Source organism: Paenisporosarcina sp. OV554 (assembly GCF_003058165.1).
Taxonomy (GTDB): Bacteria; Bacillota; Bacilli; order Bacillales_A; family Planococcaceae; genus Paenisporosarcina.
The window spans coordinates 13,293-32,658 of record NZ_QBUC01000012.1 but is presented as its reverse complement, the minus strand read 5'-3'; the positions used below and the strand labels follow the sequence as shown (position 1 = coordinate 32,658).

Annotated in this window: 20 protein-coding genes; 12 read left to right on the top strand and 8 right to left on the bottom strand. The window is 35.8% G+C overall.

Annotated elements, in window-relative coordinates; genetic code table 11:
- Entirely contained in the window at positions 1-885 is an 885-nt protein-coding gene (locus tag C8K15_RS11715; protein WP_108586590.1) for a branched-chain amino acid ABC transporter permease, read from the bottom strand.
- A 152-nt stretch (positions 886-1,037) separates the two neighbouring features.
- Complete coding sequence (locus C8K15_RS11710) at positions 1,038-2,198, bottom strand: ABC transporter substrate-binding protein (RefSeq protein WP_108586589.1); 1,161 nt, start codon at positions 2,196-2,198, stop codon at positions 1,038-1,040.
- A gap of 453 nt (positions 2,199-2,651) precedes the next feature.
- Between C8K15_RS11710 and C8K15_RS11705 the strand changes: the two genes are divergently transcribed.
- On the top strand, positions 2,652-3,581 hold the full coding sequence (locus tag C8K15_RS11705) for a dipeptidase (RefSeq protein WP_108586588.1): 930 nt from the start codon (positions 2,652-2,654) through the stop codon (positions 3,579-3,581).
- On the opposite strand, the gene C8K15_RS21170 is transcribed toward C8K15_RS11705, so the two are convergent.
- Positions 3,566-3,940: a DUF3899 domain-containing protein gene (locus tag C8K15_RS21170; protein ID WP_108586587.1), complete on the bottom strand. Its 375-nt coding sequence runs from the start codon at positions 3,938-3,940 to the stop codon at positions 3,566-3,568. The genes C8K15_RS11705 and C8K15_RS21170 overlap by 16 nt on opposite strands.
- A 136-nt stretch (positions 3,941-4,076) precedes the next feature.
- Here C8K15_RS21170 and C8K15_RS11695 point away from each other — a divergent pair, with 136 nt between their 5' ends.
- The 4 genes from C8K15_RS11695 to C8K15_RS11680 all read left to right on the top strand — a co-directional run bounded on the left by C8K15_RS11695 (position 4,077) and on the right by C8K15_RS11680 (position 8,838).
- Positions 4,077-5,714 carry a peptide ABC transporter substrate-binding protein gene (locus C8K15_RS11695; RefSeq protein WP_108586586.1) on the top strand — a complete coding sequence of 546 codons (1,638 nt, stop codon included), beginning with the start codon at positions 4,077-4,079 and terminating at the stop codon, positions 5,712-5,714.
- Between the two features lie 97 nt (positions 5,715-5,811).
- Entirely contained in the window at positions 5,812-6,744 is a 933-nt protein-coding gene (opp3b, locus tag C8K15_RS11690; protein ID WP_108586585.1) for an oligopeptide ABC transporter permease, read from the top strand.
- Positions 6,741-7,799 carry an oligopeptide ABC transporter permease gene (gene opp3C / locus C8K15_RS11685; RefSeq protein WP_108586584.1) on the top strand — a complete coding sequence of 353 codons (1,059 nt, stop codon included), beginning with the start codon at positions 6,741-6,743 and terminating at the stop codon, positions 7,797-7,799. Before opp3b ends, opp3C begins: the two co-directional genes overlap by 4 nt.
- A 13-nt stretch (positions 7,800-7,812) precedes the next feature.
- Complete coding sequence (locus tag C8K15_RS11680; protein ID WP_108586583.1) at positions 7,813-8,838, top strand: ABC transporter ATP-binding protein; 1,026 nt, start codon at positions 7,813-7,815, stop codon at positions 8,836-8,838.
- 256 nt (positions 8,839-9,094) lie between these two features.
- On the opposite strand, the gene C8K15_RS11675 is transcribed toward C8K15_RS11680, so the two are convergent.
- The 4 genes from C8K15_RS11675 to C8K15_RS11660 form a co-directional block, all read right to left on the bottom strand.
- Positions 9,095-9,802 carry an N-acetyltransferase gene (locus C8K15_RS11675; protein ID WP_108586648.1) on the bottom strand — a complete coding sequence of 236 codons (708 nt, stop codon included), beginning with the start codon at positions 9,800-9,802 and terminating at the stop codon, positions 9,095-9,097.
- A gap of 288 nt (positions 9,803-10,090) precedes the next feature.
- The gene (locus tag C8K15_RS11670; protein WP_369973741.1) at positions 10,091-11,083 is read right to left on the bottom strand and encodes a M23 family metallopeptidase; all 993 of its coding nucleotides are present in this window, start codon (positions 11,081-11,083) and stop codon (positions 10,091-10,093) included.
- 161 nt (positions 11,084-11,244) lie between these two features.
- Complete coding sequence (locus C8K15_RS11665; protein ID WP_108586582.1) at positions 11,245-11,946, bottom strand: gamma-glutamyl-gamma-aminobutyrate hydrolase family protein; 702 nt, start codon at positions 11,944-11,946, stop codon at positions 11,245-11,247.
- A 46-nt stretch (positions 11,947-11,992) separates the two neighbouring features.
- A complete protein-coding gene (locus tag C8K15_RS11660) occupies positions 11,993-12,895 on the bottom strand; it encodes an aldo/keto reductase (RefSeq protein ID WP_108586581.1) in 903 nt (300 codons plus the stop codon).
- Positions 12,896-13,102: 207 nt separating this feature from the next.
- Here C8K15_RS11660 and C8K15_RS11655 point away from each other — a divergent pair, with 207 nt between their 5' ends.
- The 3 genes from C8K15_RS11655 to tlp all read left to right on the top strand — a co-directional run bounded on the left by C8K15_RS11655 (position 13,103) and on the right by tlp (position 15,419).
- On the top strand, positions 13,103-13,651 hold the full coding sequence (locus C8K15_RS11655; RefSeq protein ID WP_108586580.1) for a ribonuclease FAU-1 family protein: 549 nt from the start codon (positions 13,103-13,105) through the stop codon (positions 13,649-13,651).
- A 39-nt stretch (positions 13,652-13,690) separates the two neighbouring features.
- A complete protein-coding gene (locus C8K15_RS11650; protein ID WP_108586579.1) occupies positions 13,691-15,019 on the top strand; it encodes a D-serine ammonia-lyase in 1,329 nt (442 codons plus the stop codon).
- Between the two features lie 166 nt (positions 15,020-15,185).
- Positions 15,186-15,419 carry a small acid-soluble spore protein Tlp gene (tlp, locus tag C8K15_RS11645; protein WP_108586578.1) on the top strand — a complete coding sequence of 78 codons (234 nt, stop codon included), beginning with the start codon at positions 15,186-15,188 and terminating at the stop codon, positions 15,417-15,419.
- Between the two features lie 90 nt (positions 15,420-15,509).
- On the opposite strand, the gene C8K15_RS11640 is transcribed toward tlp, so the two are convergent.
- Positions 15,510-15,746, bottom strand: coding sequence for a hypothetical protein (locus tag C8K15_RS11640; protein ID WP_108586577.1), 237 nt, complete (start codon positions 15,744-15,746; stop codon positions 15,510-15,512).
- Positions 15,747-16,206: 460 nt separating this feature from the next.
- Here C8K15_RS11640 and C8K15_RS11630 point away from each other — a divergent pair, with 460 nt between their 5' ends.
- The 4 genes from C8K15_RS11630 to C8K15_RS11615 all read left to right on the top strand — a co-directional run bounded on the left by C8K15_RS11630 (position 16,207) and on the right by C8K15_RS11615 (position 19,157).
- Positions 16,207-16,935, top strand: coding sequence for an amino acid ABC transporter ATP-binding protein (locus C8K15_RS11630; protein WP_108586576.1), 729 nt, complete (start codon positions 16,207-16,209; stop codon positions 16,933-16,935).
- 15 nt (positions 16,936-16,950) lie between these two features.
- Complete coding sequence (locus tag C8K15_RS11625) at positions 16,951-17,754, top strand: transporter substrate-binding domain-containing protein (RefSeq protein WP_108586575.1); 804 nt, start codon at positions 16,951-16,953, stop codon at positions 17,752-17,754.
- A gap of 89 nt (positions 17,755-17,843) precedes the next feature.
- Positions 17,844-18,482, top strand: a complete 639-nt coding sequence (locus C8K15_RS11620; protein ID WP_108586574.1) for an amino acid ABC transporter permease — start codon at positions 17,844-17,846, stop codon at positions 18,480-18,482.
- Positions 18,483-18,494: 12 nt separating this feature from the next.
- A complete protein-coding gene (locus C8K15_RS11615; protein ID WP_108586573.1) occupies positions 18,495-19,157 on the top strand; it encodes an amino acid ABC transporter permease in 663 nt (220 codons plus the stop codon).
- Positions 19,158-19,366 lie beyond the last annotated feature (209 nt).

The window sequence follows — 19,366 nt, the reverse complement described above, 5'->3', positions numbered from 1 at the left end:
TCACCTTCCTGCCTCAGAGGTATTTTTACCGAAGAGCCCCTGTGGTCTTAATAGAAGAACGAAAATGATTGTAATAAAGGCTACAGCGTCACGATATCCTGAATCCCCATAAGCAACAATCATGGTTTCAGCTACACCAAGAAGTAATCCTCCTGCCATTGCACCTTTGACATTCCCCATACCACCTAAAATGATAATGGCTAATCCCTTAAGTCCCATGGATAGACCCATTTGCGGGTTAACAGAGTTAAACGCCATCCCAACTAAAATCCCAGCAATACCACCAAGTGCAGAAGCAATAATAACAGTGGTTGTTATGGTTCTTTTGGTATTCACACCAAGGAGACTGGCAGTTTCTAAATTTTCCGCAGTAGCACGGAGGGCCTTTCCTGCTTTTGTTTTTGAAAGCCAGTATGAAAGGATCAACATTAACGCAATCGATATGACAAATATCAAAATCTGCACAATGTAAATAGTTATAGAACCAATCTGAATTTGGATTTCTGCAAAGGAATTTCGGAAAGGATGATTCCCTGCACCAAATATATGGTGGGAAAGATTTTCTAGTAAAATAGATACTCCAATTGTGCTTATTAATGGTGCAAGATGCGAAACACCTTGCTTACCTCGAAGAGGCCGTAACGCAATTCGTTCGAGCATATATCCTAACAACGCTGTTACTGCGATTGCTGCGATAAACGCAATCCACAATGGTAATCCTAAAACACTGGTAACCAATACTCCGATGAACGCACCGATCATGAAAATCTCACCGTGTGCCATGTTAATAATACCAAGTACACCAAATACAAGAGTGAACCCAAGGGCAACGATTGCATAAATGCTTCCTAGTGTTAATCCATTAATTAGTTGCTCTAATAACAAGATATTTCACCCTTTATCTATTAATTTTTAATATTTAATGGGGAGTAGGAACCTTACGTTTATTGAGTAAATGGCAAAAGCAATGTGCTTTTGCCATTTACTATAATTTGGCTTCAATTCACTAACTGTAAGACGCCTAACCCCACTATTTATTACTCGAATAATTGGAACTTGCCTTCTTTAATGATAAGTACAGTTGGTTCCATAACTACATCTCCGACTTTGTCAAAGGAGAATTTACCAAGTACTCCGTCTAAATCTTTTATTTCTGCAAGAGCATCTCGCAGAGCATCACGATCAGCTTCACCAGCATTTTTTAAGCCTTCCTCCATGATATAAAGTGCATCATAAGCTTGTGCTGCAAATTGATCTGGTTTAGCGCCGTATTTCTCTTCATATTTTTTAACAAATTCTTGTACTTTAGGTTCGTCTTTTTCTCCAAACCAAGGTGTTGCAACAATTAGTCCTTCTGAAGCGTCTCCAGCAATTTCAATAACTTGAGGAGAGTTAAAGCCATTTCCGCCTACAAATGGTACATCAATTCCCATTTTTCGTGCTTGATCCATGATTACCGCGCCTTCATTATATAGAGCTGAAGCTAAAATCAAGTCTGGTTTAAGATCCTTAATTTTTGTTAGTTGTGCATTATAATCCGATTGGCCTTTTTGGAAAGTTTCAATCGTTAAAATATCAAGCCCCATGTTTTCTGCTTCTTTTTTCATCGTGTCATAGCCTGATTTTGTGAATAAATCGTCATTTCCGTAAAGGATAGCAACCGTCTTCGCATCATTTGCAGCTACCGCTTTTTCCAAAGCTGCTGGAATCGCTAAAGATTCAGGTAAAGAATTTCTGAATACATAATCTCCAATTTGAGGAATTCCGGCTGCTGTAGTAGAAGTACCCATAATCGGAATACCGTTTAAGTCAGCCTCAGGTCCAACAACATTCATTTCAGTACTTAAAGTAGGTCCTAATAAACCGACAATATCATCATCACTCATTAATTTTTGAGCAACTGTTAGAGCTTGTTCTTGCTTGCCAGCTGAGTCTTCAATTACAAGTTCAATTTTCACATCGCCTTTTTTATTAATTTCATCTAGAGCTAAGTTGAAACCATTTGTGATTGCTTCACCATATGCTGCACCAGGTCCAGATAAGTACGAAATAACCCCGATTTTTGCTGATACTGGTCCACCAGCATTTTTTGAACTGTCTCCACTTGCAGGGACAGTACCATTGCCACTACATGCTGCTAACAAAATTAGCATTAAAACTGAGATTAATAGATACGATTTTTTAGCAATCTTTCTCATTCTTTGACCCCCAAATATTATTAGAATTTTGTAACTAAACTCTATTAAAAGATATTACTTCAACAAAGTAAAGTAATTTTACAGAATAATTCGAATTTTAATTATTTTAAAAAAGTAATTGGGAAATACAAGAAACTAAGGAAAGATATCTAATATAGCAGTTTTAAGTGTTGATTTTTAGAGGTATAATAGAAAAAATTATAGTAGGAGTTTGAATAAATCAATTAATAAAAAGGGGAAAACCAAAAAGCATCGAAATATATGTATGTAAATAAAAGAAGCTCTTGCATTAAAATAACGAGTAATTGCAAAGGTTTAAAGCCAGCCACTTTTTTTCAAATAATCGAATTAAAGTGTCAAGACACTTTATATAGAAGGAAAAAATTAATTGGTGATAGAAAGGTTATTCAAAGAACTGAAAAAATACATAAGTAAAGAAAGGAATGGATAAATTTGAATATTATTGATTTGCACTGTGATGCGTTATTGAGACTCTATCAAACTCAAGGGGAGATCAAATTTAAAGATGCAAAAGAACTGGAAACGAATAAGGAACGATTGAAAAAAGGAAAGGTTAAAGTTCAAGCTTTTGCACTTTTTGTTTTCCCAGAAGTGAAAGCAGAACAAAAATTTCAAGTAGCCCTTGATCAAATACATTATTTCTACACAGATGTCCTCGGAAATAATCCAGAGATGAAATTAATAAAAGATTGGTCAGATTTTGAAAACTTACAAGATGATGAGATTGGCGCTTTACTAACACTCGAAGGAGTGGATGCAATCGGCAATGATTTACAAAAGCTCTCCATCTTATATCAATTAGGCGTACGATCTGTTGGGCTTACATGGAATAATGCTAATTTAGCGGCAGATGGAGCACAGGAAAAACGTGGAGCAGGATTAACCTCTTTTGGTGAAGAAATCGTTGTGTATAACAATGAACACAAGATATTAACAGACGTTTCTCATTTAAGTGAGAAAGCATTTTGGGATGTGATAAACGTAGCGAAATATCCAATTGCTAGTCATTCAAATTCGAAGGCTATCATGGACCACGTCAGAAACTTATCAGACGAGCAAGCAAAAGCTATGTTTGAAAAGGATGCTATGGTGCACATGGTGTACTGTCCTCAGTTTGTGAAGGACAAGGAGGAAGTTACAATAGATGATTTAATTGAACATATTGAACATTTCTGCTCGCTAGGCGGTGAAAAAAATATTGGCCTCGGTTCAGATTTTGATGGAATCACAAAGAAAATAATGAATTTAGAAGATGCGTCGATGCAGCAGAATCTACTAAATGAACTTTTAAAGCATAACTACTCGGAAGAGATCGTAAAAGGTTTCGCATATGAAAACTTTATGCGTCATCTTCCAAAGTAATAAATGGCAGTTGAAGCTAGTAAGCTTACTGTGCACAAAAGGAGACCAATCTGGAAGAAGCTTTTCCTAGATGGAAAAATTTTTCGGTAACTAACAGTGACATTAGACCGTATTTCACTTTCTCGTATTAGTTGTTCCTTTTTATTGATACGACCATAAAAATGTTTAAAACTCTTGATAAAGGCGATGAAGAATTCAGCTTCTATCAAAATCATAATAGCGTATATGACCAAAAGTAAAAGACCCACTAAAAAAAGCGAATCCAGCCATTTAAATAGACTCCAAGATTGATGTTGCAAAAAAGGTAGGGACAAAGAAACCCCCAAAGAAGTGATTGTTAGAATATTTTTAAATTTCATGAGTATACTTTCCTTTCTTCATCTTCTTAAACATTACCATAGGGAAAATATTTTCAGAAAATTTGAAAATTTAATTGCTTTATATGAAAATAACAATTATGATTGTTAAAAATTAGAGAAAAATGGGGGCATGAAAATGAGGAAAAAGATTAGAAATTCAGCTTTAACGCTGGGTATGGCAACAGCATTACTATTATCAGGATGTAACTTTAGTAATTCCACAGAAAAAGTAGATGATGATAAGGATAATAAAGTAAATCAAACATTAAATGTCACTGAGCCAGCTGATGTACCTACACTGGATTCTACTAAAGCCCATGATGGTATTGCATTTACAGTGTTAAATAACGTAAATGAAGGTTTGTATCGCCAAGATGAGAATAATTTACCTATAAAAGCTTTAGCTACTGAACATAAAGAAAGCGAAGATAAAGTCGTACATACATTTACACTTCGTGATTCTAAATGGAGTAACGGTGAGCCAGTAACAGCAAAAGATTTTGAATTTGCATGGAAACGTGTAATGAAAGACAACAGTCCATACGCGTTCATGTTCGTAACTGCAGGTATTAAAAATGCTGAAGCCATTTTAAATGCAGAAAAAGATGCAGATGAACTTGGAATCAAAGCAATTGATGAAAAGACACTGGAAGTAACACTAGAAGCAGCAAATCCATTGTTCCAAACATTGTTAACTTTCCCTACTTTCTTGCCACAAAATCAAAAATTCGTTGAAGAAAAAGGCGATCAATATGCACTTGAAGCTGACGGCATTTTATTCAACGGACCATTCAAACTTGTTGAATGGACACATGAGCAAGGGTGGAAATATGAAAAGAACGAAGATTACTGGGATGCAAAAGCAGTTAAGTTGGACAACATCAACGTCTATGTTGTAAAAGATCCATCAACTGGAACGAACTTATATGAGACAGAGAAAGTCGATCGCGTTGAATTAAGTTCTGCTTTAGTCGATCAATACAAAGATGATGAGAACTTCCAAACTTTGAAAGAATCAGGTCTGGTGTTCCTACGTTTCAATCATAAACATCCAGTATTAGGGAACAAAGATGTTCGTAAAGCAATTAATATGGCAATCGATAAAAAAGGCCTTACGGATGTTATTTTAAAAGACGGTTCTTCACCATTAAATGGAGTTGTTCCTGCAGGTTTCTATAACTCTCCGGATAATAAAGATTACCGTGAACTTAACGGAGACTTCAATACAGGTACAGTTAAAGAAGCACAAGAAGCTTGGGCAAAAGGGTTAAAAGAAACGGGTCAAAAAGATGTAACGGTTTCTATTAACATTGCCGATTCAGATGATCAAAAGAAAGTGGCTGAATACATTCAAGCACAACTTGAAGACAATCTTCCAGGATTCAAATTGGAAATCAAAGCGGTTCCATTTGCACAACGTCTTGAAATTGAAAAAGCAATTGAGTATGATTTATCACTATCTTCATGGGGACCAGATTATAGTGACCCGATGACTTACCTAGATATGTGGTTAAAAGGCGGATCTGCTAACCGTATGGATTATTACAATCCTAAATTAGATGAATTAGTAGCAAAAGCAAGAACAGAATCGGATCTTACAAAACGTTACCAAATGTTGTTAGATCTTGAAAAAATCTTATTAGAAGAGGATGCAGCTATTGCACCACTTTATCAAGAAGGTGAATCTATCCTAATAAGAGAGAAAATTAATGGAGTTCTAGTCCACCCAACTGGTGCTGAGTTTACGTATAAATGGGCTTCTATTAAAGAATAAAGTAGTGGGTTATACAGCTAAAAGTACGAGGGTGTAGCCGAGTTCCGGCACACCCTCGTTTTGAATTTTACTCATCTTATAGAATAGGGGAGTTCGAATGAAGCGATACCTAGTAAAGCGAATTGGATATATGTTAGTTACTCTTTTTGTCATCGTTACGATCACTTTTTTCCTTATGCAACTTCTACCCGGAACTCCATTTACAAATCCAGAAAAATTAACAGACCAACAAATGACGATTCTCAATGCAAAATACGGACTCGATCAACCAGTTGGGATTCAATACATACGTTACCTTGGAAATCTAGTACAAGGGGATTTAGGATATTCCTTCCAACATGAAGGAAGAACTGTTTCGAGCATGATTAGTGATCGTATTGGTCCTTCTGCTTTTATCGGGCTACAAGCTCTTGTTTTTGGAGCAATCATTGGATTAGTTCTTGGGATTATATCAGCCTTAAAACACAATTCAATTTTTGACTATGGTTCTGTTGCGATCGCCGTTATCGGTATGTCCATTCCTTCTTTCGTTTTTGCAGCATTGCTTCAATATTATGTAGGTGTAAAGCTAGAATGGTTACCCGTAGCTCTATGGGAAGGATACTCTAGCACGATTTTACCGTCGTTTGCATTATCTGTAACAGTGACAGCAACTGTGGCCAGGTTTATTCGCAGTGAAATGCTAGAGGTACTAGGACAAGATTATGTAATTACAGCGAGAGCTAAAGGAATGACCGAAAATCAAGTTATCATCAAACACGTAATTCGAAATGCACTAATTCCTGTTGTGACCATGTTAGGACCACTTGCAGTATCCATTATGACTGGGACTTTAGTTATTGAAAAAATCTTCTCTGTTCCCGGGCTTGGTGAACAGTTTACACTTTCGATATTAGTTCTCGATTATAGCGTTATTATGGGAATAACGATTTTCTACAGTGCATTATTTATATTTGTAGTCTTTTTAGTCGATATTATTTACGGATTTTTGGATCCCCGAATTACGTATAAAGAGGGGGAATCAGCATGAAAAACTCACAAGAAAAAGAAATTGGACGCAAAGATATCCAAAATCAGAATGCCTATATACCAGAGGAAATTACAGCAGATATGTTTGTAAAGGCACCACTTGATCCGAGAAAGAGTGAGGAAATTGGAACTCCTTCCGTATCTTTCTGGAAAGAAGCATTTCAACGGCTTGCTAAAAATAGAGGATCAATGATTTCATTAGTTTTATTAGTATTATTAATTATTTTGGCTATTATAGGTCCAAGCATGAATGAGTTTACATATCGCGGTCAAAATATTGAACACTCCAATATGCCACCTAAAGTGCAGGGGTTAGAATGGTTAGGTTTTGACGGTAAAGATGCTAAAGGAATCGACCAATATGCAGAGAAGAATGTGAAAACTAACTATTGGTTTGGAACAGATGAATTTGGTCGTGATTTATGGACACGTGTATGGAAAGGTACACAAATTTCTCTTTTCATCGCGGTAGTAGCTGCAGCGCTTGATTTAATTATTGGCGTCATTTACGGGGGAATTTCCTCATTTTATGGGGGCCGAGTCGATAATATTATGCAACGTATAATTGAAGTCCTTGTGGGGATACCGAACTTAATTGTCATTATCCTCTTTATTCTTATATTAGAGCCTGGTATCAAATCGATAATTTTAGCGATGATTATTACGGGGTGGGTTGGAATGGCTCGAGTTGTTCGAGGACAAGTGCTGCAATTGAAAGGTCAAGAGTTTGTGCTAGCTTCAAGAACACTCGGGGCATCAAACCCACGTCTTATATGGAAGCATATTTTACCCAATGTAATGGGGCCAATCATTGTAACAGTAATGTTTACAATTCCAACCGCCATATTCTTTGAAGCCTTTTTAAGCTTTATTGGACTTGGTTTACAGGCACCTCTAGCTTCACTTGGAGTGTTAATTGAAGATGGGTATAAGTCAATGCGTTATTTTTCCTACAAGTTGATTTATCCTGCGATAATTATTAGTACCATTATGATTTGCTTTAACTTACTTGGTGATGGTCTACGAGATGCTCTGGATCCAAAAATGAGAAAATAGGGGAGGGTCCAAGATGAAGAGAAATATACTGACGGTTGATAACTTACATGTGTCATTCAAGACCCAAACCGGAAAAATTACAGCAGTGCGTGGTGTTAACTTTGAGTTGAACAAAGGTGAAACACTTGCGATTGTAGGTGAATCAGGGTCTGGAAAATCCGTTACTGCAAAATCGATTATGCGGTTATTGCCAAAAAATAATACTGAAATCACAAAAGGCGACATTCTGTATGAAGATAGAAGTTTAATAAACATTTCACTTAAAGAAATGACCGAAATACGGGGCTCTGAAATTTCGATGGTTTTCCAAGATCCGATGACATCGTTGAACCCAACAATGAAAATTGGAAAGCAAATCATGGAAGGTTTGCAAAAACATCAAAACTTATCAAAAGAGCAAGCACGGGCGCGTTCTCTAGAAATGTTGAAGCTGGTTGGTATCCCAAGTGCTGAAGCTAGGTTAGAGAATTACCCACACCAGTTTTCAGGTGGAATGCGACAACGTGTTGTCATTGCGATGGCACTTGCTTGTAATCCAAAGGTATTAATCGCAGATGAACCAACAACTGCTCTCGATGTGACCATTCAAGCACAAATTTTAGATTTAATGAAGAACTTACAAATGAAAATGGATACATCCATTATTTTAATCACTCATGATTTAGGTGTTGTAGCGAATATGGCAGATCGAGTTGCAGTTATGTACGCTGGGAAAATTGTGGAGCAAGGAACACTTGATGAAATTTTCTATAATCCACAACATCCATACACATTAGGACTCTTACGGTCGATGCCTAAGTTAAATGAAGATCGTTCCATTCCCTTATTGCCTATCCCAGGTTCACCTCCTGAATTATCAACACTTGGAGAAGGATGTGCGTTTGCGGCAAGATGCCCACACACGATGAAAGTGTGTCATCATTTCACGCCGCAAGATACAGTGATAGAAAATCAACATACAGTGGCATGTTGGCTACAAGATAACCGTACACCAAAGCAATATATACTTGAAACAGTAGAAGCGGCTAAGTTATTGTGATATTCAGTGAGCCAAACTTGATTCTTTAAAACAAGGCTAAGTTAAACTAACCTGTCGTATATCGTACATTTGCGCTAGCTTCAAGGTCTCGGTTTGTAGTTGTAGTGATATTTCTTAGTTTGTTCTTCAATATCAACAGATTCTTTAACATAACTTAGGACAAAAAAACACCTTCAATATATTCAACACTTGAGATAAGGTGTTGATATTGAAGGTGTTTTTCTTCTACCTTTTTATAAAAAAGTCTTCATTTTCATTATCTACGTCCATAATTAATCCATTGAACTCCGTCACGTTCTTCCAGTTGAAATCCACGCCAGCCTTCAGCGAGTTTTGCTTGTTGCGCTTCAAAATCATCTACACGAATAAACATAACTTGGTTCCATATCGGAGAATTGACTTCTTGCAAATCTTTCACAAAAATAAAACGCATAAGACCGTTATACTTTTCTTTTAGTGCCAAGATTTCCATACCTTGTACGAACTTGTCCTTCAAGCTCGGTATATTTGAAGTTGCCACTGTACAACAAACGTAACGATAATCATGATGTTGTTGAGATAACTCTTGCATAATAAGAATCGCTAGCGTTTTTTGTAATTGATTACCACGGTATTCAGGCAACACGTTTGATATTTCTTGATATATAACCTTTTGTAATTCTTCTACTTTCAAACCAATATCAAGTCCTAGATGTTCCTCATCTATTTGTGGAACTAGCAAAGCCCGAAAGGCAATCAGTGTTTCGTCGACAAATGCACCAATCATTAAACCGTTGCCATTTAATATAAATTGGAACTCCTCCATTGAGAGGGGTTGTAATATTTCTTTGTTAGTTAATGAATGGATTATTTGTTCTTGTACAAATAATATATCTGACAAATGATCCAGTGTTAAAGCCTGAACAATAAATGATTGTTCAACTTGATTGTTTTTTTTAATGGTTCCTTCAAATATGGGACTCAACATAATTCGTCTCCTTAACCGCACTACATTTTAATTCGTATGGTACTTTCGTAGTCTATTTTTAAATTTAATATTTTAATAATCGAATGGTACACCATATGCTCAATCGCACTACAATAGTACATTAAAATATATGTATATTAACTTTATTATATACTGGAAAGTAGAATCCAGGATATATTCTATATAGTTATACTTTTCTTAATAAAAAATCATGAAATATATATTGAGTTCATACAGAGAAAAGATCCAGCAGCTAACAAGCGACTGGACCTTATTTTCTTATATTTAACGTGAAGCTTTTCGTTCTTGTTGTTCCCATCTTTTGAGTGAAGGATAAGGATCATAAGCCCATTCTGTTCGTCCATTATATTTATACATCCCATAATGAAGATGGGGAGGAAAACGACCACTAGTCCATTTCTTCCCATATCCTGTACTACCGACATAACCAATTATTGTCCCAGGTTTTATGATATCGCCTTTTTTAATGTCTTTGCTAAAGCTGGATAAATGAGCAAAGTAATGATACGTATTTTGTACATCACGAATACCTACTCGCCAACCTCCATATTCATTCCAACCCTTAGTTTCAATTAATCCGTATGTGGTTGCTCGCACAGGGACACCATAAGAGGCAAACAAATCAGTTCCTTCATGAATTCTGCGACCACCCCATCCTCTTCTGTCTCCCCAGGTGCTTCGATAGCTATAATCTTGATTAACTGGAAGAGGAAAGGCGTTTTGATCTAATTTTAATGTCTCAAAATGTTCGTAAATCTTCGCAATCGTCATAATTTGGGTAACTGATTGTTCATTCTTATAGTATGCCTTTAATGCCCGTTTAAATTCTTTTTCACTATGTGAGTGATTGCTTAAGAAATGAGCCATGGTTAGCATCACGTCGTCATCATTTTTTTGATCTGCAAATCCGTCATTATTTCCATCCATCCCGTTCCCATCAAAAAAGGCGATGGATGCAGAGAGAGTATCATTTTTAATCGGATTGTTGACACCAACCCAGTAATCATTAGAAAATTGTATGGCAACTGTTCCTTCTCGCTTTGTGAGATCATTACGCACTTGTTGGATGTTACGTTCAAACTGATCCACAGCTGCTAAATAATACCAAGGTAATGTTAAGTTGGAATATTTTGTATAAGTTTCCATTCGTTCATCTAAAATTTGTTCTCTCGTTTGTTGATCTGTTGCTGAAACAACGGAGGAACCAAGAAAGAAAAATGCGCTCATAATACAAGTTAATTGCAGACATCGACTCAAACCAAAATACCTCCTTTTTTCAATACATTTTATAGTTTTCCCATTCCGCATGTTTTCATGAATAGAAAATGATGTAAAGAGGATATTGATATTAGTCTAAAGAAACAAAAAAAGGCCATTATTCAAGAATGACCTTTCGAAATTTATTATTTTTAAATATTTTATTTTTCACATGACAATATAAATGCTTCAAAAATGGCTGTTGATGCGTGGTCGTTTTTCGATAACAAACACTCCGGATGCCATTGTAAGCCCATGACAAACTTGTGGTTCATACTTTCAAAAGCTTCAATTATCCCATCACTGGCAATTGCACTCGCTTTAAAGTCAGCAGGAATTTTACGTACAGCTTGATGATGAAAACTATTCACTTTAAACTTTTCTACTTGGACGATATCACTTAGCCTCGAGCCTTCAATAACATGAACAAAGTGTGATGTATGGCTCCTTGGAGCAAGTTGAGTATGTTGTAATAGTTTATTTTGCGATTGCATGTAAATATCTTGATACATATCCCCACCAATTGCAATATTCAAAATTTGCAAACCTCTGCAAATCCCGAAAATAGGTTTATTAAGCTTCATCATTTTTTGGATGATGGCTATTTCAAACTCATCTCTTTCAGGTGTAATAGTTCCAAGATTTTGATGAGGCTCTTCATTAAATAAAGTGGGGTCGATGTCTCCACCGCCGGTTAAAAGCAAGCCATCAAGTAATTCGACAATCGATTCGATAGCATCCACCTGAAGGTTTGGGAGGATTATAGGTACACCACCAAACTTGGTAATAGCATTTATATAATCTATTGGGACTGACAGCACATGCTCATTTAAACTTGAAGAAATACCTATAATAGGCTTCAAATGATTATTTCCCTTCACTGTGTTTTTGATTATTAAAAGTTTGGAATTAAGCTATTTCGTGATCCATCGAAACTTGCAAGATCTCAAACCACTGATCTCTTGATAATGTTAAATCTAATGATCGTATTGCGGACTCAATCCGATCCATTTTACCGGAACCAACAATCGGCATAATATTTGCAGGATGACTTAATAACCATGCATATAGAACTTCGTCAATTCCGTGTGCGCCGATTTCACCAGCAATTCGCTCCAACGTATCACGCAAATTCTTCGCTCTTGAATCATTAGAAGAGAAAATACTTCCTCCTGCTAGAGGTGACCAAGCCATCGGAGTAATTCTTTCTTCTTGGCATAGATCTAGCGTGCCATCCTCGAAGTTCTCTAGTTGATAAGCAGAAAGCTCAATTTGATTTGTGATTAATGGGAAATCTAAATAAGACTGAAGCATTTTATATTGTGAACGTTTAAAATTCGAGACACCAAACTGACGAACTTTACCTTCGATTTTCAGCTGAGTGAATGCTTCTGCTACTTTTGCAGGGTCCATAAAAGGATCTGGTCGATGGATAAGGAGAACATCTATATAATCAGTTTGTAAGTTTTGAAGTGACTGATTTACTGACGCAATAATATGCTCTTTACTCGTATCATATGATTTAACACTGTGTTGTGGTCGATTATTAGAAACAAGTTTAATGCCGCATTTCGTTATAATTTCCATTTCTTTTCGAAGCTCTGGTTTCAATGCAAGGGCATCTCCAAATTTTTTCTCACATGTATAATTACCATAAATATCTGCATGATCAAATGTTGTAATACCGGCTTTTAAGCAATCTTCAATGAGTAAAAGCACTTCTTCATTTGACATATCCCACTCTGATAACCTCCATAAACCATGAATGATTCTTGAAAAAGATAAATCTTCATAAAGTTCTACACGTTGCATTATTTTTCCTCCAATTTGATTAGAATTGTTGAGATATATGTTCACGATTAACGTAACACAATTTGGTCAATAATGGCAGAGAGAAGAATACAATATTCAAAAGAAGAAAATCTTGTTCATTTCTCGATTATTTGTCGAGAGTCCTAAACATTGTTATAACTGAACATATTAATTGGTATAATTAGGATAGGTAGTTTTATTTGGAGGGTGTATGTATTGAAAAGGAAATACGGTGATCGCTCAGAATGGAAACGAGTTATTGATAGAGATTATACGCAATCATTTTTTGATACTAAAGAATTCAAAGGATATGTAACTTTAATAAAAGTTAATAAAGTTGCGGCACCTTTATCTACTAAATATGGAGAAGAAAAATTTTGTATCGTGGATGATGGGTATATTTGGCTTCAACACTTTCCCACGAATAAACATCATTCTGTTACAACCATGTTTAATGATAAAGGTGAAATTGTTCAGTGGTACATTGATATTTGCTATAGAAATGGCATCAAAAATAATGTCCCATGGTTGGATGATTTATATTTGGATATTATCGTTCTACCATCGGGTAGAGTCATTCAAAAAGATATTGATGAACTAGAAGAAGCTCTGTCCAAAGGAATAATTGATGACTATTTATACAATATGGCATGGGCAGAAACAAATGATGTAATGGAATTAATTAAACAAGGGAACTTTAGTTTACTTGAGATGTCGAATACTCATAAAGATCAATTGTTAAAATTACTAAATTAACTAGTAATTCTTTGTTGACGCCGAGAAAGGATGTAGAACATGGTCTTTGAACAAAAGGAAATAGATAAATGGATACAAACATATCCACTTTTAAAACATATTATTAATTTGGAACCAGTTGTGTGGTTGAATCCTTCTCTGAAAAAGATGAATCAATTATCGCCTATGGCAGTAAACAAAGAAGATATGGAAGATGCAGCTCGCTTATGGCAGCGTTTTGCTCCATTCTTGGCCAATGAATTTCCCGAAACGGAAAAGGCGAAGGGAATCATTGAATCGCCTCTAAGAAAAATAACAAATAGTAAAGATAAGCTTAACCTTATACACCATACCAACATACAAGGTAATCTTTATTTAAAATGTGATAACGAACTGCCAATTGCGGGCTCGATAAAAGCACGAGGCGGTGTCTATGAGGTCCTTTATTATGCTGAAAAATTAGCCATTGAAGCGGGATTAGTTAACCAAGATGATGATTATATCGTATTTTCAAGTAATAAATTTAAAGAGTTTTTCAAGCAATTTACAATAGGTGTTGGCTCAACAGGTAATTTAGGTTTAAGTATCGGCATTATTGGTTCAAAGCTTGGTTTTCACGTATCCGTTTACATGTCAGCTGATGCAAAGCAGTGGAAGAAGGACTTATTGAGGTCAAAAGGAGCAACAGTTCATGAGTTTAAAGGTGATTTTGGGGAAGCTATCTTCACTGGCAGACAGCAAACCATTGGGAGTGTAAATGGATATTTTGTGGATGATGAAAATTCAAAACACTTATTTTTAGGTTATAGTGTGGCAGCTATTCGACTTCAAAAACAACTTGAAGAAGAAAAGGTACTTGTTGACGCAGAGCATCCTTTATTTGTTTACTTGCCTTGTGGCGTCGGAGGTTCTCCAGGTGGGATTGCATTCGGGTTGAAACAAGTCTTTGGTGACCATGTTCATTGTTTCTTTGTAGAGCCTACTCATTCACCAGCTGTGTTAATAGGGTTGTTAACTGGTGAAAAGGAAAAAGTGTGTGTTCAGGATTTTGGAATAGACAATCTAACTGAAGGGGACGGCCTAGCTGTAGGAAGACCTTCATGTTTTGCCTCATCCATTAGTGAAAAATTGGTAAGCGGTATTTATACAATCGAAGATGACGAGTTATTTAAATACTTAGCGATCCTTGCAGATAGTGATGGAATCTTTTTGGAACCTTCTGCTGCAGCAGGTCTAGATGGTCCAGGGAGAATCTTAGCGTCAAATTATGTACAACAACATACTTTGGATACTTCACAAGCAACACACATCGTCTGGGCAACGGGTGGTGCTCTAGTGCCAAAAGGCGACATGGAAGGGTTTTATAAGAAAGGAAAGAGTTTTATTTGATCTGATTGATTTCAAGTTCTACAAACATAATTTGGAGATAAAATGTGTCATCCAGCAGCTAAGTCAGTGCTGGATTATTTGTTATTCAAAAGTATTCATAAATACATTTGATGAAATTGGGGAAACTATTTCTTGTATGATTTTATAAAATGAAGGAGGGAAATTAATGACAAGAAATACCCCGAAGCCTGATGACCGTTCTGATAATGTTGAAAAGATCCAAGATACAATAAAAAACACAATTGCTAATATGGAAGCTGCTGAAGAAACAATGGCTTTTAGTGATGGAAAAGAAATTGAAGCAATCAGGGAAAAAAATGCTCGCCGTAAAGAAAGCATTAAAGGATTGCGAGAAGAAGTAGTTGATGAAGCTACAGATCGAAAGAACGGGAATTTATAAGTAAAGATAATTTTTAAATGTGAAATTCCAAAAGTAACAAGTGTAGATATTAACAAGAGAATCCAGCAGTAATTTGCTGGATTCTCTTTCTTATATAAAAAATAAGAAATGTATTAAAAAAAGCAAACCCACTAATAATATCAATCCTAAAATATCCAGAAAAACATCTTTTTTGGTAGGTTTATAGCCTAGAAATCCTACTAAAAATAAAGCGAAAGCTGCAAAATATGCTATAGGAAACCATTGCGTTATTACAATTAAAAGAATGGCAACCAGGAGAATGCTCCAAACATAATTACTCTGTTTTTCAGGGGTACGTCTAAACATAAAAAATCACTCCTTCCATTTTTTGAATAATATATACATTATTTTGAAAAAATGAGTTATGTTTAGTGTAAGGGTAGCTACCTAAATAAACAATAGGGAGATAAATTTGTGAAGAAAAGTACGATTATAGTGTTTTCAGCAATATTAATTTTGCATTCATGGCTGCAATTGTCTCACCTTTTCTATTGAAAATTGGTGCAGCAATTGAACGTAGCCCTACTTCTATTTTATTATTACCTTCTGTATAACCTTAAGAACGACATGTTGCTAAGTGTCCTTCGAAATCTTCAAAAGTTGTAATTGTTTTATCTGTAAATGCTTCAAAATTTCGCACTATTAAGAAGACTGATTATATAGCCTTGTTTGACTATGTCGAAAAGTATGAATATAATTAAATAGATTCCGAAAATTTTTAATAAGCAAAATACATAGAGTAATTGTTTGAAATAGGAGGTAAAAAATGATTGAGTTTAAGCAAGTAAATAAGTTTTATGGTGATTTTCAAGTTTTAAAAGATATTAATTTGAAAATTAATAAGGGCGAAGTAGTGGTTGTAGTAGGTCCTTCTGGTTCAGGAAAAAGTACTTTATTACGTTGCATGAATCATTTAGAAACCATCTCTGAGGGAACTCTCACTGTAAATGGAGTTTCAGTAGGAGATAAAAAAACCGATATTAATAAGCTTAGACGTAATATTGGTATGATTTTTCAGCATTTTTATTTATATCCACACAAAAAGGTGCTTGAAAATATCACTCTAGCCCCAATGAAAGTATTGGGACAAAGCGTGAAAGAAGCAAAAGAGACGGCTATGTATTATCTCGAAAAAGTAGGGATTTCAGATAAGGCCGAATCTTATCCTTCCCAGCTATCTGGGGGGCAACAACAACGTGTGGCAATTGCTCGCGGTCTGGTAATGAAGCCAGAAATTATGCTTTTCGATGAACCAACTTCTGCTTTAGATCCAGAAATGATTGGCGAGGTTTTAGACGTAATGAAAGCCCTTGCAAAAGAAGGAATGACGATGGTTGTCGTTACACATGAAATGGGTTTTGCTAAAGAAGTTGCAGACCGAATCGTCTTTATGGATGAAGGTAGAATATTGGAAGAAGCAGTTCCGGCTGAATTTTTCGAGAATCCCCGTGAAGAACGGGCTCGACTATTTTTAAGCCGTATATTAAATCACTAATAGGGGGAAAAAGGAATGTTTAAAACAAAAAAATTATTAAAAATGGCTTTCGTATCTACAGTAGCTGCTGCTTTTCTTGTTGGTTGTGGTGGGGGCGATGATGCACAAGAAGATAAAGATGTGCTAGCTCAAATCAAAGAAGATAAAAAGATTGTTTTTGGTGTGAAATATGATACTCGTTTGTTTGGATTGAAAAATCCTTCAACTGGTGATGTAGAGGGATTTGATATTGATCTTTCTAAAGCACTAGCAGAGGAAATGTTTGGTCCAGATGTAAAGCCTGAGTACAAAGAGGTTACATCAAAAACTCGAGTAGGACTATTGAATAACGGTAAAATTGATGCAGTAGTTGCTACGATGACAATTAATGAAGAGCGTAAAAAAGAAGTAGATTTCACTGATGTATATTTTGATGCTGGTCAATCACTGCTTGTGGAAAAGGGAAGTAAAGTTCAAGGTATTGAAGACTTATCAAAAGATACAACTGTCCTTGCTGTAAAAGGTTCAACATCAGCTGTAAATATTCGTGAAAAAGCTCCAGAAGCTAAAGTTCTTGAATTCGAAAACTATGCTGAAGCATTTACGGCATTGAAGTCAAATAAAGGTGATGCTCTTACTACAGATGATTCAATCCTTTATGGTATGGCCGAAGAAGATCCATCATTTGAGCTTGTCGGCGGAACGTTCACTGAAGAGCCTTATGGTATTGCCGTTAAAAAAGGTAATAAAGAACTTGTTGATGAATTAAACAAAGCATTGAAAAGCCTGAAAGATTCAGGGAAGTACGATGAAATTAAAGATAAATGGATAAAAGAATAATATTTTATAAAGTTTTCTCGTCAGGATGGGCAGTTGTCCGTAAGTGCATTTACGGATTTGCTCATCCTGATTAATTAGGAGGAGATCGTTTGCTGGATTTCTCGATTTTAACGGATAATATGGATGCATTTTTGGAAGGTTTTAAAGTAACTCTTATTGCCAGTTTTATTGCGTTAATCTGCAGTTTTATTTTGGGAACTCTTATTGCAGTCATGCGAATCGCACCATTTAAACCGATAAACTGGATTGGCACAACTTATGTAGAATTTATCCGTAATATTCCAGTGTTAGTTATCGTGTTTTTTACGTACTTAGCTGGGAATTTTGGTGGAATGGCTGCAGGTATAATAGGATTGACTGTTTACACTGCGGCTTTTATTGCAGAAGCGATACGTGCTGGAATTATGTCTGTTCCAAGAGGTCAAATGGAAGCTGCCCGTTCTTCAGGATTAACTTATGGACAGGCAATGAGAATGGTTATTCTACCGCAAGCAGTTAAAATTGTTATTCCACCTTTGGGCAACCAATTTATCAATTTGGTTAAGAATTCATCCTTGTTAGCTGTAGTAGCAGGAGGAGACTTAATGTATCAAGGTGATTTAATTTCTGCGAGTACATTCGTCACTTTTGATACGTATATTTTTGTAGGCTTGTTTTATTTGATTTTAACCATACCTTTAAGTTTTGGCGTAGGATACTTGGAAAAACGCCTGGCTAGAAGTAATTAAGGAGGTGCATAGATGAATTTACTGGCACCGTTTATTGAAGTATTGACACTGGACAATATAAAGTTTCTACTTGAAGGATTTATGGTCACACTTAAAGTTGCTGCTATTTCAATTGTGCTGAGTTCTATTATCGGCGGCCTTGTGGGGACTCTTAGATACGCTAAGATTCCTGTTGTTTCCCAATTACTTGCAGTGGTTGTCGAGACAATTCGTAACCTTCCTTTACTACTAATTATTTTCTTCACCTATTTTGCATTGCCTGAAATCGGGATTGATATGGAAATAATGACAGCTGCTATTGTGGCTTTGACTATTTTCGAGTCAGCAATGCTTTCGGAAATAATCCGAAGCGGCTTGAATTCCATTGATAAAGGGCAAATTGAAGCAGGACGTTCATCTGGATTAAATTACATACAGACATTAAGTTATATCGTTATGCCTCAAGCACTGAGAAGAATGGTTCCACCTATTGTTAGTCAATTTATCTCTCTATTAAAAGATACATCTTTGGCTGTTGTTATTGCGTTACCAGATCTATTGCACAACGGTCAAATTTTATACGCTCAAACCGGATCGGGTGTAACACCAATTTTTACTATTGTGGCACTGATGTACTTTATCGTTAATTTTACGTTGTCTCGAGTAGCGCGAAGATTAGAATTGAAGCAAGTATAAGAATTCGGCTCAATTATTGAGCCGAATTCTTTAATTTAGCAACAATATCATGAACTCACGACATATTTAGTAATTAATGTATAAAAATTTTGAATTGACTGAGAAATCCAAATTTTGTTATGTACAAGTAGTTTTTAATTATGTTATGATTGCGAACATTAAGAGCAATGGTGCTTAAGATTTAATTGCTGGAATTTTTTTGGGCATGT

Excerpts from the sequence above, each read along its gene's own strand:
- C8K15_RS11710 (WP_108586589.1), bottom strand. The coding sequence starts at position 2,198 with ATGAGAAAGATTGCTAAAAAATCGTATCTATTAATCTCAGTTTTAATG.
- C8K15_RS21170 (WP_108586587.1), bottom strand. The coding sequence starts at position 3,940 with ATGAAATTTAAAAATATTCTAACAATCACTTCTTTGGGGGTTTCTTTG.
- C8K15_RS11695 (WP_108586586.1), top strand. The coding sequence starts at position 4,077 with ATGAGGAAAAAGATTAGAAATTCAGCTTTAACGCTGGGTATGGCAACA.
- opp3b (WP_108586585.1), top strand. The coding sequence starts at position 5,812 with ATGAAGCGATACCTAGTAAAGCGAATTGGATATATGTTAGTTACTCTT.
- opp3C (WP_108586584.1), top strand. The coding sequence starts at position 6,741 with ATGAAAAACTCACAAGAAAAAGAAATTGGACGCAAAGATATCCAAAAT.
- C8K15_RS11680 (WP_108586583.1), top strand. The coding sequence starts at position 7,813 with ATGAAGAGAAATATACTGACGGTTGATAACTTACATGTGTCATTCAAG.
- C8K15_RS11660 (WP_108586581.1), bottom strand. The coding sequence starts at position 12,895 with ATGCAACGTGTAGAACTTTATGAAGATTTATCTTTTTCAAGAATCATT.
- C8K15_RS11650 (WP_108586579.1), top strand. The coding sequence starts at position 13,691 with ATGGTCTTTGAACAAAAGGAAATAGATAAATGGATACAAACATATCCA.
- tlp (WP_108586578.1), top strand. The coding sequence starts at position 15,186 with ATGACAAGAAATACCCCGAAGCCTGATGACCGTTCTGATAATGTTGAA.
- C8K15_RS11640 (WP_108586577.1), bottom strand. The coding sequence starts at position 15,746 with ATGTTTAGACGTACCCCTGAAAAACAGAGTAATTATGTTTGGAGCATT.
- C8K15_RS11630 (WP_108586576.1), top strand. The coding sequence starts at position 16,207 with ATGATTGAGTTTAAGCAAGTAAATAAGTTTTATGGTGATTTTCAAGTT.
- C8K15_RS11625 (WP_108586575.1), top strand. The coding sequence starts at position 16,951 with ATGTTTAAAACAAAAAAATTATTAAAAATGGCTTTCGTATCTACAGTA.
- C8K15_RS11615 (WP_108586573.1), top strand. The coding sequence starts at position 18,495 with ATGAATTTACTGGCACCGTTTATTGAAGTATTGACACTGGACAATATA.